The sequence below is a fragment of the Synechococcus sp. ROS8604 genome, assembly GCF_014279655.1.
GTDB lineage: Bacteria > Cyanobacteriota > Cyanobacteriia > PCC-6307 > Cyanobiaceae > Synechococcus_C.
On the sequence record NZ_CP047946.1, the window covers coordinates 177367 to 195255 of the forward strand.

The following is a 17889-nucleotide window of genomic DNA, read 5'->3' on the forward strand; positions in this document are numbered from 1 at the left end:
ATGTGATGCTTACTCTAAGGATTGATTTGAGATTCAGTGCATTTTCCGTCAGTTTGGACTGATTTTAAGTTTGCCTTTGAAGTAGTTTATTGTTTGATCCATCCCAGTCTCAAGTTTTATCGTTGGCTGCTAATGCAATTGATTTGTAGCCGGTTCAATGATCGGCTGCCTTTGTATGGGATCATCCACAGGCAAATCTCTGTGAGCAATCGAAAGTGATCGATTGACTTTTTTGTCTAATTAGTTCGGCGAGTTCTAAAATTGTGAATTCATTTTGATTGCCGATATTGATTGGCCTTCTGTAGTCGCTATTCATAAGCCTGATCAATCCTTCGATTAAATCGTCTACATAGCAAAAAGAACGAGCTTGTTGCCTATTCCCATGAATTGTTAATGCTTCGCCACGGAGTGCTTGCACAATGAAGTTGCTGACAACACGCCTATCATTGGGTAACTTCTTGGTCAGTAGGTATTAATGATACGGCTAATGCGTATTTCTGTTCCATGCATTCGCTTGTAATCCATGCAGAGTGTTTCTACAATGAGCTTGCCTTTGTCATAACAACTCCCACTCCGATGGTGATCACTGAGCTCCTATAGCTTTCCTGTTGTGGATGCACTTTTGGATCGCCATATACTTCACTAGTGCTCGCTAGTAGTAAGCGTGCTTTGGTTCGTCGAGCCAAGCCCAGCATGTTGTAGGTGCTTAAAAAGCTTGTCTTCGCTGTCATTACCGGATTAAATTGGTAATGGATGGGTGAAGTTGGGCATGCAAGATGCCAAATCCGATCGATCTCAAGCTTGATTGGTTCAGTAACGTCGTGGCGGATTAGCTCGAAATTAGGATGGCCAATCCAGGACTGGATATTAATTTTCCTACCGGTTAAGTAGTCGTCTAGGCAGATGACTTATTCATCCGTCTGCATCAGTCTGTCAACTAAGAAGTGAGAGCTTAAGAATCCTGCGCAGCCAGTAACTGAATTTCTCGCTTTGAAGTCTGAACTGGTTTAATAATTGTAGAAGTAGCGATAAAGAGCTGTCTCACTAGGCCGCTATTTATTTCGATGCATTTTGTGGACCCCAATTAGTATTGGGTAGATTTTGTTTTGCATTCACATTCTTCTGCATTGGTCACTGCTTAACTTTCATCTAACCCTGTATTTTGGTAGAGATGGATTGCATTGGCGTTTGAACTTTTTAGAGTGCCTCCTGACTCTATTGTAAATATCTGGATTGTCATAGATTTGCAGTCTTTGGCTTGTTTGGATCGGCTTTGTCGTGAATCTTCTCTCCTCATTGTTGTAGTTCCATGTCTCAGTAGGAGCACCATACTTGTCCTCAAATTTCTCTTTGAATGCATTGTCTTCGGTAAGCAGGTAGGTTTTCTCTTTGTTGAGAGGTTTTATTTGCCTGCGTATATCTTGTGGTGTTGCTCCCCAGAAGTCAGGAAGTCCTGTGGAGTGAATGGCAACAACATTTATTTTAGAGTTGCTTGCTAGGGTGGCACCCGACATCCAATAATCTCCTAACCCTAGGTATGAATCATATCCCATCTGATTGATAAAGTTTGCCGCATCATTCTTAAACGGTTCTATTCGTTTGCTTCTGTCTAATAGCTCTTGTTTTAATGATAGCTTCCCGTCCATATTTATTGCAGGTCGATCTGGATGCTGAAACGAAATTAATGTAGCAACCAGCAACAACACAAGGATGATGGTTGGTCGTTGTTCCCCGATCTTGTTGGCATAAAAAACCAGGTAGACAGTTATTAAGGCGTAGGCAATGCAAATGTATCGGAGTGGTGCTTCTCCACTACTTGTAAGCATTGGAAGATATATAAAGTATGAGAGGCTGCTCGTTGAGATTGCAAGGAGTCCTGCGGCGGTTTGTTTGGGAAGATTAAAGCGAGATGTTCTTGCTGTTAGGACATAGAGGATCGATCCAGCTGCGATCACAGCGCTTGCAGGTGTGATCCAGCTGATTTGAAAGTATTGTTGGATGGCTGATAGTGTTCCTGAAAGGTTGAACTCAGGTGTTGCGCATTGCTCATTAAATAGGCTCCCTATGAAGACCCCTACTAAGCTCGATAGGAGTACTGTGATTAGATGATTTCTTCGTTGCGTGCCCTGTAGATATACAATGAATATTGATATTGTAGGAAATACTGCTGTAAAAATAGCCATCTTATTGGACAGTGTGGCGAGTACTATTAGGCCACTTAAAAGAATGTGAAGCCCTCGCTTGTTGGCTGCTCCTATAGAGAAGACGGCTAGCGTGAGTATGAGTAGTGTATTGAGAACATTGCCGCCATGATGGGCGGGAGTAATAAAATGTGAGTAGGCAATATTAAACGGATTGCTTATGTTTAGAAGGAATATTGTGACCAGGCTTATTTTAATGGAGTCTGCTGTTAACAGTTGTTTGCCCTGTTTAATTGTGTTCGTGAGGAGTGTTGCAAGCAGTAAGAATAGTGAGGATGCACACCACGCATAAAGGCTGAAGATTTCTAGAAATCCGGCTTTTGAAAAGATCAGCTGTAGCATCGTATTGATTGTGAGATCTGGAAAAATACTCGCTATTCTTGAAACGTGGATGTTAAAAAGATTGGTTTTTGGATTGCTGATTAAGCTTTTTGCTTCTTCAAAGGGTGCTAGTGCATCAGCATTGAGTGGCAGCGAATCAAAGCCTTGAAGAGTGGCCAGGTATCCAGCACCTATGCACACCAGGATTAGACACAGATAATCCGCGATGATTATCTCTCTCGTGCGATTTGGCTCCTCCCGTGACTGATTAATGCCCAGCAGGCTCGTGACGATGTTGGTACGTCTCTTTGCTTCCTTCGGGGTAACCATTCTGTTGACGACTTAAGCCCTGAGTATCGTGATTTTATGCTGGCCTTGGTAGGAAGGACAGCTGTAGCTCCCTACAGAAATGACTTTTATTGATTGGTTGTTGTGAAGAGATTCACCTTTTTCTGTAGTTAGGGAGGGATTGATTGCATTGACGTTTGAAATGCTTGGCTTTCTTGTTGATACGATTGAAAATTACCTTGTTGTTGTAAATGAGGAGTCGATTGCTTGTATCGATTTCTTCCTGCGTGAACTCCCTCGTTTCATTGTCATAATTCCACGTCAGCATTGGTAGTCCGTACTGCTTTTCAAGTTTTTTTATAAAGCTGTCGTCATTTGATAGAACATAAGCCTTATTCCCCTTGATGGGTTTTATTTGCTCTCGGATGTCTTGTGGTGTTGCACCCCAGAAATCAGGTTTTCCATCTTTCAGGATCGGGATTAGGCTGATCTTAGAATTAGATATTAATGTAGCTCCTGTCATCCAGTATTCGCCAAGTCCTAGGTAGGAGGCGTAGCCCTTCGTTTGTATAAATTCTGCTGCATCGTACTTAAAGCGATCAATACGTTCGCTTCTATCGATTAGGTCTTGTTTTAATGATTGGTGAGTTGTCAAGTTGAGGTATGGTCCAACTGGTGATTGGAAGGAAACAATGGTGATGATCATCAGTGCAATCAATCCAGTTGCTTGTTTCTTTGTGGTGCTTCTGTCGATATAAAAAACGATGAAGACGACGATCAGTAGATAGGGAATGCAGATATAGCGAAGAGGTGCTTGCCCGCGTCCCGTCAGAATTGGCAGATAGAGAAAATAGGACAGACTGCTCAAAGAGATGGCAGTCAGTCCAGCACTAGTTGCTTTTGCTAGTCCTGATCTTTCTTTATAGCAGTAGAGAAGTGATGCAATGGATAGGAATGCACTGGCCAGTGTGATCCAGCTGATTTGAAAGTACTGCTTGAAGGAGATGAATGTGTTCGATAGGTTAAATACTGCTGAGGCGCACTGCTCGTTTAAGAGGCTTCCAATGAATAATCCGCTAGAAGTAGCGATGATCAATTGAACTAAAAGATCTCTTCGCGTCTTGCCACGCAGATGAACCAGGAAAATGAATGCTGCTGGCAGGGCTGTGGTAAAGATTGCAAGTTTGTTTGATAATGCTGCCAGGACTATCAGGCTTGTAAATGCAATTCTGAGCCCTCGTTGTTTCGGGTTTTTGAGGAGTCGTAAGGATAGGGTTAGTAGGAGAAGAGTATTGAGAGCATTCCCTCCATGGTGAACTGGAGTGATGACATGGGCATAGGCAATATTGAATTGATGGCTGATATTCAGTAGGGTTATGGTGACAAGGCTTATCTTGATTGCATTCGAGGTTAAGGTCTGTTTCCTTGGCCTGATTTCATTGATTTGAAGTGTCGCTAGCGCCAAGAATAAAAATGATGTGCACCAGGAATAGAGGCTGAATATTTCAAGGAAGCCTGCGTCTGGTCGGACGATTTGTAAAAGAGTATTGATTGCTAGGTCTGGAAAGATGCTTGGGATCCGTGAAACGTGGATGTTGAAAAGATGGGTGCCTGGAGTGTTGATAAGGCTTTTGGCTTCCTCGAATGGTGCCAGAGAGTCTGCATTGAGGGGTAGGGAATCAAAGCCCTGCATGGTGACAAGGTATCCAGCTCCCAGGCACACAACGATGAGGCAAAGGATGTCAGCGACTCTCTGCTTCTTTGTTGGCTTCAGTTGACTGCTTTGCTGATTGATTCCTAGTAGGTTCAGGACGAATTGTTTCTTGCTTATGGGTTGTCCTGACCTGATCATTCTTGACTGTTTGTTTCTTTGATTCGGCAACTTTAAATCGGTTCCTTTGGTTGCGATTTTGTCTGGAGCAGATCGACTTGTATTGATAAATTGCCAATAAAAAAGCCTGCTAATGGATTGCAGGCTTGGAGTGATTTGTTGTTGCTGTGTGAGGACTTAGCTCAGAAGAGCTTTGGATTTGCTCACCACGTTTTCCACAGTGAAGCCGAATTTCTCCATGCAGGTGCCGCCGGGAGCAGATGCGCCGAAGCGATTCATGGTGACACTATCGCCATCGAGGCCGATGAAGCGGTGCCAGCCAAAGGTTTCAGCGGCTTCCACCACGATCCGTTTGCGTACGGCGTTGGGAAGAACGTCTTCTTTGTAAGCATCGCTTTGTTCGTCGTAGAGCTCGACGCATGGCATCGAGACCACACGTACTTTTTTGCCCTCTGATGTGAGCTGTTTAGCGGCTTGGACGCAGAGATCGAGTTCGGTGCCGGTTCCGATCAAAATGAGATCGGGTGTTCCTGCACAGTCGTCTAAGACGTAACCGCCAAAAGCGACTTTGTCGATTGAGGAGTTGGCCTGATTCGCCATTCCCTGGCGGCTGAGGCACATGGCGCTTGGGCGGTTGCGATTCTCGATCGCAACTTTGTAGGCACCACTGGTTTCGTTGCCGTCACCAGGACGGAACACCAGCATCCCAGGCATGGCGCGAAGCGATGGGATGGTTTCGATCGGCTGGTGGGTGGGGCCGTCCTCACCCACACCGATCGAATCGTGAGTAAGCACGTAAATCACACCAAGCATGCTCAGTGCTGACAAGCGCATGGAACCACGCATGTAATCGGCAAACACCAGGAAGGTGCCGCCGTAGGGGATTAAGCCGCTGTTGTGATAAGCGATGCCATTGAGGACGGCCGCCATCGCGTGCTCGCGCACACCAAAGTGCAAGTAGCGCTTTTCTGGAGTTTCGGGCTGATAGGAGCCTGTTTCTCCGGCGATGTCGGTGTAGTTGGAGTGGGTGAGGTCAGCGGAGCCGCCGATTAATTCGGGGATTGTGGCTCCTAGGGCTCCGAGGCAAATCTGGGAATGTTTGCGGGTGGCCAGACCTTTGTCGTCCGCTGTGTAGGTGGGCAGGTTCTTGTCCCAGCCCTGGGGAAGCTCGCCGCGCAGCATGCGCTCAAATTCAGCCGCTTCTGTGGGGTACTTGCTGCGGTAGGTCGCCAAGGCCTGATTCCACTCGGCTTCCTGGGAAGCGCCACGCTCCACCGCCTGACGGTATTGGTCGTAGGCCTCCTGAGGAATTTCGAAGGGCCCATGGGTCCAGCCCAGCTGTTTGCGGGTGAGCTCCGCTTCTTCTTCGCCAAGAGGGGCGCCATGGACTCCAGCCGTATCACTCTTATTGGGTGAGCCGAAGCCGATGGTGGTGGTCACCTTGATGATCGATGGTTTGTCGCTCACGGCTTTTGCCGCCTCAATGGCCTTGGCAATGGCGTTCACGTCGGTGTCGCCGTCGGCCACGTGTTGCACGTGCCAGCCGTAGGCCTCGTAGCGCTTGAGAACGTCCTCGGTGAACGACACATCGGTGCGTCCGTCGATGGTGATGTGATTGTCGTCGTAGAGGGCAATCAATTTGCCCAGCTTGAGGTGACCGGCCAGGGAGGCAGCTTCTGAGGCCACGCCTTCCTGATTGCAGCCATCACCCATGATCACGTAGGTGAAGTGGTCCACAACCTTGGCGTCGGCCTTGTTGAATTTGGCGCCTAGGTGGGATTCGGCGATCGCCAGGCCCACGGCATTCGAGATGCCTGCTCCAAGCGGGCCAGTGGTGACTTCAATGCCAGGGGTTTCAAATGTTTCTGGGTGGCCTGGTGTTTTCGAGCCCCACTGCCGGAATTGCTTGATGTCGTCGATGCTCACCGAGTCGTAGCCGGTGAGGTGCAGGAGGGCGTATTGCAGCATGCAGCCATGGCCTGCTGACAGCACAAAACGGTCGCGGTTAAACCACTTGGGGTTTTTGGGGTTGTGCTTCAAAAATTTGTCCCACAAGGCGTACCCCATCGGTGCGCAGCCCATGGGCAAACCGGGGTGACCGCTATTGGATTTGTTGACGGCATCAACGGCCAGCATGCGGATGCTGTTGACGCAGAGCGTGTCGAGAGAAGCGGTTGCGGCGGCCATGGAGTGAAGAGAAGGGGGACGAGGGGGGATTGGGCTGAGCTTGGTGTTAGCTCATGCGTCGGAAGGCGAGGCAGACGTTGTGACCGCCGAAGCCGAAGGAGTTGGACAGCACTGTTCCTAGTGTTAGTTCACGGGCTGTGTTCGGCACAATATCCAGATCACAATCGGGGTCCGGATTGTTGTAGTTGATGGTGGGGGGCACGACGCCGTTGCGCAGGGTTAGCACACAGGCCACAGCTTCAATGCCGCCTGAGCCTCCAAGCAAGTGGCCCGTCATCGACTTGGTGGAACTCACCGGAATGTCTTTGGCACGACTGCCAAGAGCACTTTTGATCGCTGCGGTTTCGTTGCTGTCGTTGGCCGGAGTGCTGGTGCCGTGGGCGTTGACGTAGTCCACGCTGTCAGCTGAGATTCCGCCATCTTCAAGAGCGAGGCGCATCGCAGCGGCGCCACCGACGCCGCCTGGCGTGGGTGAGGTGATGTGGTGAGCGTCGCAGGTGGTGCCGTAACCCACGATTTCGGCCAAAATCGTGGCACCCCGTGCCTCGGCATGGGCCAGGGTTTCAAGGACCAAAATCCCTGAACCTTCTCCGATCACGAAGCCATCCCTGGTTTTGTCGAAAGGTCGACTCGCACTGGCGGGATCGTCGTTCCGGAACGAGAGCGCCTTGGCACTGGCAAATCCGGCAACCCCCAGCGGCGTGATCGCTGATTCGGCACCGCCGCAGATCATCACGTCCGCCTTGCCCAACTGCAAGAGCTGGAAGGCATCGCCGATGGCATTGGAGCCTGCGGCACAGGCGGTGGCCACGGCGGAACTCGGACCTTGGGCTCCGAGAGCGATCGCGGCGAGCCCTGTGGCCATGTTCGGGATCATCATCGGCACCGTGAACGGGCTGACGCGACCCGGAGCTTTGTCTTTCAAGACATGGGCCTGGGTTTCCATGGTGAGCAGCCCGCCCACCCCAGAGCCGATGCTGACGCCAATGCGATGGGCATTGTCTGGAGTGATCGTGAGGCCGGAGTCGGCGAGGGCCTGCTTAGCCGCCACCACGCCGAACTTGCAGAAACGATCCCAGCGTTTGGCGTCTTTGGGCTCAATGAAGCCGCTGGGATCGAAATTCTTGACTTCAGCAGCGAAGCGACAGGCGTGCTGCGCTGCATCAAACAAGGTGATCGCTTCGACGCCGTTCTTTGCGGAGGTCAAGCCCTCCCAATAGTCGGCGACGGTATTGCCGATCGGTGTAACAGCACCGAGGCCCGTGACCACGACGCGCTGGAGACCCTCCACCATGCAGATCCTCAGGCTTGCTTGTCTTCGATGTATTTGACGGCATCGCCGACCGTGGCAATTCCTTCGGCGGCTTCATCGGGAATTTCGATGTCGAAGGCTTCCTCAAGAGCCATCACCAACTCGACGGTGTCGAGTGAATCCGCTCCCAGATCGTTCTGAAAGTTGGACTCAGGTTTGACTTCGCCGGCATCAACGCTGAGCTGCTCCGTAACGATCGAACGGACTTTTTCGAGGATCGATTCCTGGGACATGGCCGTGCAGACGTGACGCCGCATCTTACGGGCTTGGCCCATGTGTCACCTCGTGGCGTTAACAACGGTGACGGCGTGCCTGCGTGAATGGCTCAGTGGCACCCGCGACGGGTACCTTGATTTCAAGTCATCCGCATCGGAACGGGCACATGTCCCACGCCGTCAAGATCTACGACACCTGCATCGGTTGCACGCAATGTGTGCGTGCTTGTCCCCTGGACGTCCTTGAAATGGTGCCTTGGGACGGCTGCAAGGCGGGCCAAATTGCCTCATCCCCGCGCACAGAGGATTGTGTGGGCTGCAAGCGTTGTGAGACCGCCTGCCCCACAGACTTCCTCAGTATCCGGGTGTATCTCGGGGACGAAACCAGTCGAAGCATGGGCTTGTCCTACTGAATTTGGCTCAATACCCATTCGATCAGCCCGGCTAAGCCGGGTTTTTTTTTATGTGCGGCATCGTTGCGGTGATCGGTTCGCGAGACGCGGCACCGCTCCTCCTGGAAGGACTTCGCCAGCTGGAGTACCGCGGCTACGACTCAGCGGGCATCGCCACGTTGCAGGGCAAGGATTTGCACTGCCTTCGCGCCAAAGGAAAGCTGAACAACCTCACCGTTCGTGTGGACCGTGACGGTGCGCCAGGGCTTTGCGGGATCGGCCATACCCGCTGGGCGACCCATGGCAAGCCTGAGGAGCACAACGCCCACCCCCACCGTGATGGAAGCGGCAGGGTTGCGGTCGTTCAGAACGGGATCATTGAAAACCACCGGGCTTTGCGAGAAGAGCTCACGGCTGCGGGTGTGAGCTTTCAGTCGGAAACCGACACCGAGGTGATTCCCCACCTGATTGCAGCGCAATTGCAGTTGATGGGGGCAGGCGAAGGAGCTGGAAACGGCCAAATACTGTTAGAAGCTGTGCAGACCGTGTTGCCCCGGCTGCAAGGGGCTTATGCCTTGGCGGTGCTTTGGGCAGATGCGCCAGGAGCGTTGGTGGTGGCACGCAAAGCGGCACCGCTTTTGATTGGGCTTGGGGAAGGGGAGTTCCTTTGTGCCAGTGACACGCCTGCCTTGGCGGGATTCACGCGCACGATTCTGCCGATGGAAGACGGCGAAGTCGCGCTGCTCAGTCCGCTTGGGATCGAGCTGTATGACGCGGATGGGGCGCGGCAACAGCGCATGCCAACCACGCTGAGTGGGTCGGATCACATCGCCGACAAGCGCCACTTCCGCCACTTCATGTTGAAGGAAATCCATGAGCAGCCAGAAACGGCGCGGCTCTGGGTCGAACGGCATCTGCCCGTGGGGCTGCCGGTAAGCAATCCGGTGGCACTTCCTTTTGATGAATCCTTCTACGAAGGGGTGGAGCGCATCCAAATTTTGGCCTGCGGCACCAGTCGCCACGCCGCTCTGGTGGGGGCGTACCTGCTTGAGCAATTCGCAGGACTTCCCGCCTCGGTGTTTTATGCCAGTGAGTTTCGTTATGCCCCACCACCACTGGCGCCCCACACCCTCACGATTGGGGTGACGCAGTCTGGAGAAACGGCCGACACGCTGGCGGCGCTCAGCATGGATGCCAAGCGACGGGAGGCTTATGGCCAGCCCGTCTATGCCGCGAAGCAGCTTGGCGTGACCAATCGCACCGAGAGTTCCTTAGCCCGGCAGGTGCCCTACATCCTTGATATTGGTGCGGGGATTGAGGTGGGGGTGGCGGCCACCAAAACCTTCCTGGGTCAGCTGTTGGCGTTCTATGGCCTGGCGGTTGCCTTTGCGGCAAGGCGCGGGCATCGCTCTGAGGCTGAAATCAGCGCATTGCTCGAAGAACTGCGGGCTTTGCCGGAACAGCTGGAGCGTCTGGTGGAGCATCACGACAAGGGCTCAGAAGCTCTGGCGCACCGCTTTGCTGAAACTCAGGATGTGATTTTCTTGGGCCGCGGAATTAACTACCCGATTGCCCTCGAGGGTGCCCTCAAGCTCAAGGAAATCAGCTACATCCATGCTGAAGGCTATCCAGCTGGGGAGATGAAGCATGGGCCAATCGCCCTGCTCGATTCGCACGTGCCGGTGGTGTCGATTGCGATGCCTGGCCCCGTGTTTGAGAAGGTCCTGAGCAACGCCCAGGAGGCCAAAGCCCGCGACGCGCAAATGATCGGTGTGGCGCCGGAAGGCCCCGACACCGAGTTGTTTGACGCGCTCTTGCCCGTGCCTGAAGTGAGCGAGTGGGTGAGTCCCCTGCTCACCGTGGTGCCGATGCAATTGCTGAGTTATCATATTGCGGCCTATCGCGGCCTGGATGTGGACCAGCCACGCAATTTGGCCAAGAGCGTCACAGTGGAGTGATGGACACCACGCCTGTCTTCTGTAGAGATCTACCAAGAGATCAAAGGGGAAGCTGCAAGCGTCAATCTGCAAAGGCTTTGAAAGAAGCTTGGCTGCAGCGACTGACCTGGGGACCGGAGCAACAACGCTCTTGGGATGTGCAGCTTTGGTTAGGTGTTTTCCCAGTGCATTGGCGACAACTTCCTGATCCGAGTCTTTTGGTTGGCCAAATTGATGCCATTAGTGGAGAACTAGATGCTACTTATTCAGATTTATTGGTGGCCATGGTGACCAATCCAGCTCTGCAGATTTCTCTCAATGGACCGGCGAATCATCGGCGTCATCCTAATGAGAATTTTTCACGGGAATTATTGGAACTTTTCTCTGTGGGAGAAGGAAATTTCAGTGAAAGTGATGTGAGTGAGGCAGCACGAGCTCTCACTGGATATCGTTTAAATCAAAAAGGAGAGTTGGAGCTTGTCCCTCACCGGCACGATTTGGGTCAAAAAACTGTGCTGGGTAAGACGGCTGCTTTTGATGCTGTCTCATTAGCTCAATGGTTGGCACAGCAGCCAACGACTGCAGAGTTCATCGCTCGGAGAGTTTGGCGTTATCTAATCGGTACGATTCCGCCAGCGCAACGACTTCAAGAGTTGGGGCGCACTTGGCGCATTCAGGGGCTATCTCTTCCCTGGTTGATGTCTGAACTTCGGATGAGTCCAGAGGCGAAGCAAAGTCGCAATATTGGTTTGAGGCTGTCAGATCCACTCGATTTAGTGACGCGCAGTTTGCGGGTGATCGGTAGTCGCCACTCTGATGCGATTGCGTTGAGTTTGCGTGGACTTCGGGCCATGGGTCAGGCACCTTTTGAGCCGCCGAATGTTGCGGGTTGGCCTGTGAATGAACAATGGATCAACTTGCGCTGGCTTCAAGCGAGGAGACGCACCATTCTCCAACTGCTTCGTGATGAAGAAGTGTGGGATACGCGTTCCCTACCTTCACGCTTGGACAATTCGCTTACGGGTAGGGCTCCATTGACGATGACCTTGCCAGTTGAACCTGATCGAGAAACCTTGGCTCAGTTGTTCAGTGATCCTGTATGGCAATTGTCTTGAGATGAAGCGGCGCACCCTTCTTCAAGGTTTGGCTTGCGGTACTGGGGCGGCATTGGCCTATTCGGCACTGTCCTCTGAGCCTGCATCAACGTCGACGCCCCATGATCACGTTCTGGTCGTGTTGGATCTGCAAGGCGGGAATGATGGGGTGAACACTGTGGTGCCGATCGGAAATCCCCTGTATCAGAAAGCCCGTCCTTCACTGGCTATCTCCTCTGACGCTTCAGTGCTCGGTCATGGCTTAGCCCTTCACCCAGCTTTAAGTCCTTTGATGGAGTTGTGGCGGCAGAGGCGTTTAGGTTTTGCGCTCGGGGTTGGTTGGGATCAACCCAATCGAAGTCATTTCAAAGCTTCCGATCAATGGGCGACAGCTCGTCTCGATGGCGTGGGTGCCGGCTGGTTGGCACGGGCCTTTGATGCAGGAAGAACGAATGGCCCTTTGGTTGCACTGCATGCGTCTGGATGTGCTGCGATGGAGGGCGGAGAGGCTTTGGCCCTGCAGCTTTCACATGCTCAATTGCGACGAAGATCGTCGGATGCTCTCAGCCCTGATCAAGAAAAGGACAGCCCGATCCTGAGGAGGCTGTTGGAGCTGGAGCTTCAAGGTGAACTTGCTTTAACCCGTTTACGCAAGCATTTGGTTGACTTGCCAAGCGGACTGAAACTTCCGCGCGGAGCATTAGGTCAACAGGTGGGCCTGGCCTTGCGGCTGATCGGCAGTGGGATCTGCCCACCGGTGCTGCAAATGGCTTTAGGTGGCTTTGATACGCATGCCAATCAAGCGCTCCGTCATGCCCGAGTTTTGAGTCAATTGGCGGAGTCTCTGGTTGCGCTTGATTTTGGTCTTCAGCAGATGCCTCGACGGCCTCAAGTCACCTTGATGGCGGCCAGTGAGTTTGGCCGGCGTTTTCGTGAAAATGCATCCCGCGGCACTGATCACGGCAGCGCTTCTGTGGCCTTTTTCTATGGAGACGATGTTCGGCATCCTTTTTTGGGCCGCTATCCGGATCTAGACAAGCTTGATGAGCGTGGAGATCTGATCCCAACCTTGTCACCGATCTCCCTGTATCGGAGAGCGCTGCGTGATGTGCGTGGTGCAGACCCAAAAGTTCTGCTCTGACAGTGACTCGAATGAGAAAGGTTCGTTGAGACGTTTTAGTTCGTTTGATTACTTCGTCCGTAGCGATCTTCAAAGCGGACGATGTCGTCTTCTCCGAGGTACTCGCCGCTCTGCACTTCGATCATTTCCACAGGGATCCGGCCGGGGTTGCTGAGCCGGTGCTTGCAGCCCAAAGGGATGTAGGTGCTTTGGTTTTCGCCGATCAGTTGTTCTTGTCCGTCGCGCTCTACAACGGCGGTTCCGCGCACCACTACCCAATGCTCGGCGCGGTGGTGATGCATCTGCAGCGACAGGCTGGCACCCGGTTTCACGGAGATGCGTTTCACCTGCCAGCGCGTTCCTTCCACGACTCCTGTGTAGGCACCCCAAGGGCGGTAGATCTTGCGATGGGCTTTGCCTTCTGGGCTGCCCTCAGCTTCCAGCTGCTTCACCACCGTTTTGACGTTTTGCGCTTGGCTCCGATCAGCGATCAGCACGGCGTCATCAGTTTCCACAACCACCAGATTTTCCACGCCAAGACCCACGACCAGCCTGTGTTCGCTTCGTAAATAACAGTTTTTGCTGCCTTCGCTGATCACGCGGCCGCGCAAGACATTTCCGTTTTCATCGCGATCAGCAGTGTCCCAGAGGGCGCTCCAGCTGCCCACATCACTCCAACCGGCAGCAAGGGGAAGCACGGTGCCGAGTTTGGTTTGCTCCATCACGGCCACATCAATGGCCACGTTCGGGCATTTTGCAAAGGCGTCCGGGTCCAGGCGCAGAAAATCGAGATCGGCCATGTCTGGCTCGAGGGCCGCGCGGCAGCAACTCACCACTTCAGGAGCGAGGCGTTCCAGTTCGGCGAGCATGGCGCTGGCCTTAAAGAGAAACATGCCGCTGTTCCAGGTGAAGCGCCCACTGGCGAGGAATCGTTCGGCGGTGGCTTGATCGGGCTTTTCTATAAAGCGGGCGATCGGCACCGGCGTTAACGCCCCAGGCACGAGCGGTTCGGCGGCTTCGATGTAGCCGTAGCCCGTTTCAGGAGCGGTTGGCACAATCCCGAAGGTCACCAAGCGACCAGCTTCTGCTTCAGGGCGGCCAGCGGCAATCGCGGTTTGAAAGTGTGCCCCGTCGCGAATCACGTGGTCTGCGGCAAGCACGAGCAGGAGGGGGTCGTCGCCTTGGGCTGTGGCTTGTAGAGCTGCTACTGCCACAGCTGGAGCCGTGTTGCGCCCCATCGGTTCGAGCAAGATCGCTCCAGGCTCCACTTCGATCTGGCGCATCTGTTCGGCCACGATGAAGCGATGATCCTCATTGCAGATCAGCAATGGGCCCTCAAGTGCTTCCAGTCCGGCCAAGCGTTTCTGGGTTTGTTGGAGGAGGGTGTCGTCCCCATCCCCGCCGAGCGGCCAGTATTGCTTGGGATAGCTGGCCCTCGAGAGGGGCCACAGGCGTGTTCCCGTGCCGCCGCAGAGAATGACAGGGATCAGCGGGGTGGTCACCGGAGCAATTCGTGAATGATTACTAGTCTCTCTCAACCTGGGTGTGGGATTCAAGGGGGACCCAGTAAGACACTGCGGCTGGAAAGGTCTTTCATCTACAACGACATCTACAACGAGGCCAGCGTGAGGTCACGACTTTCTAATGTTTAAACATGCAAATATCTTTCATATTGATAGAAGCTATTTCATGAATCCAGCTCATAGATCACCATTCTTCGAATTCTGAATAGCTGATGTCTGCTTCTCTTCCTCGCAATTTGGTGACGGGTGGTGCTGGTTTTCTGGGCTCCCATCTCTGCGATCGCTTGATGGAAGCCGGAGAAGAAGTGATTTGTCTTGATAATTACTTCACCGGACGCAAGGTGAATATTGGGCAATGGATGGGCCATCCCCGCTTTGAGTTGATCCGCCATGACGTCACCGAGCCGATCAAGCTGGAGGTGGATCGGATCTGGCATCTGGCTTGCCCAGCCTCACCGGTGCATTACCAGTTCAATCCCGTCAAAACGGCGAAAACCAGCTTCCTGGGTACTTACAACATGCTTGGCCTAGCCCGAAGGGTTGGGGCGCGGCTGCTTTTGGCGAGCACCAGTGAGGTGTATGGCGATCCGGAGGTGCATCCCCAGCCCGAGAGCTATCGGGGCTGCGTGAATACGACTGGCATCCGCAGCTGCTACGACGAAGGCAAGCGGATCGCTGAAACGCTCTGTTTCGACTATCAACGCATGCATGATCTGGAGATTCGGGTGATGCGGATTTTCAACACCTACGGCCCGCGCATGCTTCCTGATGATGGCCGTGTGGTGAGCAACTTCATCGTGCAGGCGCTGAAAGGAGAGCCGCTCACTCTTTATGGCGATGGAAGTCAGACCAGGAGCTTCTGCTTTGTAGACGATTTAATCGAAGGGATGATTCGCTTGATGAATGGATCTCATACTGGGCCAATCAACATCGGCAATCCAACGGAATTCACGATTCGGCAGCTGGCCGAACTGGTGCGGGAGAAGATTAACCCCGAGCTGGAGCTGATCTGCAAACCGTTGCCCCAGGATGATCCCCTGCAACGCCAGCCAGTGATTGATCTTGCCCAGAAGGAGTTGGGCTGGAGACCAGCGGTGAAGCTGGAAAAAGGTTTAGAGCCCACGATTGCTTATTTCGAAGAGCTTTTCAACATCTGAGTAACCTCTTGCCCCAGCCTTGATCGCTTAGGGCGACATAGGGAGCAGTGGTGGCCGATAGCAGGGTTGAGAACATCGTCTTGGGCCCCCGTCTTTGGGCTGAAGGAGGCAGTTGTCGGATCCAGTTGGGGTGCCGTTCGGACCAGTCGAGCAGGATTGCTGCTGTTCCGTCGGTGGAGCCGTCGTCCTGCACAATCAATCTGTCGGGTTGCTTCCACTGTTGGAGGAGGCTTTGCAATTGTTGCTCGAGACAATCAGCGCCGTTGTAGGTGGCTAACACCACTTCGAGAGTTGGCGACCCAACCTCAAGTGGATTCACCACAGCTTCAGCCCCCATTTGCAGAAGTAGAGCCAAGCGCTGTGCAGATTGACCAAGGTGAGTTTCCAGTTGCGGTAGCTCCCTCTCCCCCAGTGATGCGTCACCGTGCACCAGGGAAAATTCACAGTGGGGCCGATCTCAGCCAGTCGTCGCGTGATGTCCGCATCCTCGAAGTACAGAAAAAAGCGGGGATCAAAGCCCTGGACTGCTTGCACTGCCCAGCCGCGCATCCACAAACAGCATCCACTGAGATAGGACGAAGCGAACACTTGGTCGTAGTCCTGATCGCGCATTGTGTACAAGCGGTCGTAGCGATGCAGGAAGCTCGGCTTGACCCGCTTGGGGATGAAACGGCGGCTCAACAGGGCGAGCACGGTTGGATTGCGTTTGCATAAAAACTGTTGTTGGCCATCAGGGAACCTCAACTGGGGCGTTGCTGCAGTGATTGTTGGATGTTGCTTCAGCCAATCGATGAGTGCCTCGAAGCAACCCGGCTCCCAGGAGAGATCGGTGTTGAGCACGGCGACCAGAGGTGGGATGCCATAGGTCTGGCACCAGCGCTTCCAGAGTTCGTTAAAGGCCCTGCCGTAACCAGGGTTCGCGGATTGCACGATCGCCATGGCGGCCTGAGGCAAGAGATCTTCAACTGGCTCACCAGCGATGTGATCATTAATCACCAGGGCGTATGAGATCTCAGCTGATAAGTCAGTGAGACAGCTTTGAAGGCGTTGGATGTGCTCAGCCGGCGGATGGTGGGCGATCAAGATCAGCAACGCTTGCGGATCCACTGGCGATGCGCCGGGATTCCCACGATCAGCGCATGCTGCGAACGGCATCGGTGCTGCGGGTCAGGCGGCTGAAAAACAGTTGCAATGGCGTGAGTTTTTGCAGTTGGATTTGGGCGCTGAGGGCCATACCCGGTTGGAGTTCGAAGGCTTTGCCGTTGGCGCTCAGCGTTTGTTCGCTGAGATCGAGGGTGACGGCGAAGTGGGGGTAGTCGTAGGGGAGCTCGGGGGCAAGGGCGTCTTGGCTGACTAAGGACACGGTGGCTGGCAGGGTGCCATACACACTTTTGTCGTAGCTGGTGAGGGCAATCTCTGCGGTTTGGCCCGAACGAATGAAGCCAATATCAGAATCCTTTGCGAAGGTTTGGGCCAGCAGCTCATCGCTAGGCACCAGCTTGAGCAACGACACATCGTTCATCACCACCTTGCCGGTCTGCGCTTCAAGGTCGATCACGGTGCCCTTCACGGGAGCGCGCAGGGTGACCAGATCCAAAGCGCTTTGCGATGCCACAAGCGAGGCCCGCAATTGAGCCTGGGTTCGCTCGGATTCGAAGGCCAGGGTTTGTTGCTCTTGCCGAGCTTCAGCAAGCTCGCGTCGTGTGGTCTCAAGTTGTCGTTCTTTTTCAATCATCTGCAGCTGCGATGTGGCGCCCTGTGTGGCTAGGCGCTGAAGCGGGGCCAGGATGCGTTGATCAATCACCTCTTGGCGTTCCAGGCCTGCGATCCGTTCACGCAGCCGCGCCTCGGCTGAGGCCAAGCGCGACGATTCCGCTTGCACCTGAAGCTGCAACTCGTTGACATTGCTGCGTTGCACACGGGGATCCAGCACCACCAATGCCTGCCCCTTTTCGACCAGTTGGCCATTGCGTACCAACACCTCTTTGACCACCCCTTGTTCGGGGGTGGTGAGATCTTGAGTGCTGCGCCTGGTCACTAATTTTCCAGGAACGTTCACCACTTGATTGACCTTCACGGTGGCGGCAAACCCGATGCTCGCCAACACCAGTAAGGAGAGGCTTCCAGCCAGGACAGCTGGCAAGACGGGGGAGGGGCGGGTCTCGAGTCTGAGAGCTTCACGTTGCTCAGCATCAGCTGCGCTGTTGCGGGTTTTGGCAAGGGCAGACCTGGATTTGGAGCGAGCCATGGCGGCGAGGTGAGGGGGGGTGTGAAGGGATGGGTTCTGTCTACTGTCGGGGAGAGGCGAGTC

14 protein-coding genes and 1 pseudogene are annotated in these 17889 nt (G+C 53.7%); 5 read left to right on the forward strand and 10 right to left on the reverse strand.

What is annotated here, in order from left to right; translation table 11 throughout:
• Positions 1–48: 48 nt before the first annotated feature.
• The 6 genes and pseudogenes from SynROS8604_RS00845 to acpP all read right to left on the reverse strand — a co-directional run bounded on the left by SynROS8604_RS00845 (position 49) and on the right by acpP (position 8373).
• Positions 49–905: pseudogene (locus SynROS8604_RS00845) on the reverse strand (GDP-mannose 4,6-dehydratase).
• Positions 906–1145: 240 nt separating this feature from the next.
• Complete coding sequence (locus tag SynROS8604_RS00850; RefSeq protein WP_186544783.1) at positions 1146–2852, reverse strand: hypothetical protein; 1707 nt, start codon at positions 2850–2852, stop codon at positions 1146–1148.
• Positions 2853–2964: 112 nt separating this feature from the next.
• Positions 2965–4503 carry a hypothetical protein gene (locus SynROS8604_RS00855; protein ID WP_186544784.1) on the reverse strand — a complete coding sequence of 513 codons (1539 nt, stop codon included), beginning with the start codon at positions 4501–4503 and terminating at the stop codon, positions 2965–2967.
• 315 nt (positions 4504–4818) lie between these two features.
• A complete protein-coding gene (tkt, locus tag SynROS8604_RS00860; protein WP_186544785.1) occupies positions 4819–6828 on the reverse strand; it encodes a transketolase in 2010 nt (669 codons plus the stop codon).
• A gap of 46 nt (positions 6829–6874) precedes the next feature.
• The gene (gene fabF, locus SynROS8604_RS00865) at positions 6875–8122 is read right to left on the reverse strand and encodes a beta-ketoacyl-ACP synthase II (RefSeq protein ID WP_186544786.1); all 1248 of its coding nucleotides are present in this window, start codon (positions 8120–8122) and stop codon (positions 6875–6877) included.
• 8 nt (positions 8123–8130) lie between these two features.
• A complete protein-coding gene (gene acpP / locus SynROS8604_RS00870; protein ID WP_038014040.1) occupies positions 8131–8373 on the reverse strand; it encodes an acyl carrier protein in 243 nt (80 codons plus the stop codon).
• A 149-nt stretch (positions 8374–8522) separates the two neighbouring features.
• Here acpP and psaC point away from each other — a divergent pair, with 149 nt between their 5' ends.
• The 4 genes from psaC to SynROS8604_RS00890 are packed head-to-tail and all read left to right on the forward strand — an operon-like array spanning position 8523 to position 12919.
• On the forward strand, positions 8523–8768 hold the full coding sequence (psaC, locus tag SynROS8604_RS00875; protein WP_006042515.1) for a photosystem I iron-sulfur center protein PsaC: 246 nt from the start codon (positions 8523–8525) through the stop codon (positions 8766–8768).
• A gap of 50 nt (positions 8769–8818) precedes the next feature.
• On the forward strand, positions 8819–10705 hold the full coding sequence (gene glmS / locus SynROS8604_RS00880) for a glutamine--fructose-6-phosphate transaminase (isomerizing) (protein WP_186544787.1): 1887 nt from the start codon (positions 8819–8821) through the stop codon (positions 10703–10705).
• Positions 10705–11799, forward strand: a complete 1095-nt coding sequence (locus SynROS8604_RS00885) for a DUF1800 family protein (protein ID WP_186544788.1) — start codon at positions 10705–10707, stop codon at positions 11797–11799. Before glmS ends, SynROS8604_RS00885 begins: the two co-directional genes overlap by 1 nt.
• A gap of 1 nt (position 11800) precedes the next feature.
• The gene (locus SynROS8604_RS00890; protein ID WP_186544789.1) at positions 11801–12919 is read left to right on the forward strand and encodes a DUF1501 domain-containing protein; all 1119 of its coding nucleotides are present in this window, start codon (positions 11801–11803) and stop codon (positions 12917–12919) included.
• Positions 12920–12954: 35 nt separating this feature from the next.
• On the opposite strand, the gene SynROS8604_RS00895 is transcribed toward SynROS8604_RS00890, so the two are convergent.
• Positions 12955–14400 carry a mannose-1-phosphate guanylyltransferase/mannose-6-phosphate isomerase gene (locus tag SynROS8604_RS00895; protein WP_186544790.1) on the reverse strand — a complete coding sequence of 482 codons (1446 nt, stop codon included), beginning with the start codon at positions 14398–14400 and terminating at the stop codon, positions 12955–12957.
• A gap of 233 nt (positions 14401–14633) precedes the next feature.
• On the opposite strand from SynROS8604_RS00895, the gene SynROS8604_RS00900 reads away from it, so the two are divergent.
• Entirely contained in the window at positions 14634–15578 is a 945-nt protein-coding gene (locus SynROS8604_RS00900; protein ID WP_186544791.1) for a UDP-glucuronic acid decarboxylase family protein, read from the forward strand.
• On the opposite strand, the gene SynROS8604_RS00905 is transcribed toward SynROS8604_RS00900, so the two are convergent.
• The 3 genes from SynROS8604_RS00905 to SynROS8604_RS00915 are packed head-to-tail and all read right to left on the reverse strand — an operon-like array spanning position 15568 to position 17826.
• Complete coding sequence (locus tag SynROS8604_RS00905; protein ID WP_222930120.1) at positions 15568–15897, reverse strand: glycosyltransferase; 330 nt, start codon at positions 15895–15897, stop codon at positions 15568–15570. The genes SynROS8604_RS00900 and SynROS8604_RS00905 overlap by 11 nt on opposite strands.
• Complete coding sequence (locus SynROS8604_RS00910; protein ID WP_186544793.1) at positions 15894–16733, reverse strand: glycosyltransferase family 2 protein; 840 nt, start codon at positions 16731–16733, stop codon at positions 15894–15896. Before SynROS8604_RS00910 ends, SynROS8604_RS00905 begins: the two co-directional genes overlap by 4 nt.
• Complete coding sequence (locus SynROS8604_RS00915; RefSeq protein ID WP_186544794.1) at positions 16711–17826, reverse strand: HlyD family efflux transporter periplasmic adaptor subunit; 1116 nt, start codon at positions 17824–17826, stop codon at positions 16711–16713. Before SynROS8604_RS00915 ends, SynROS8604_RS00910 begins: the two co-directional genes overlap by 23 nt.
• Positions 17827–17889 lie beyond the last annotated feature (63 nt).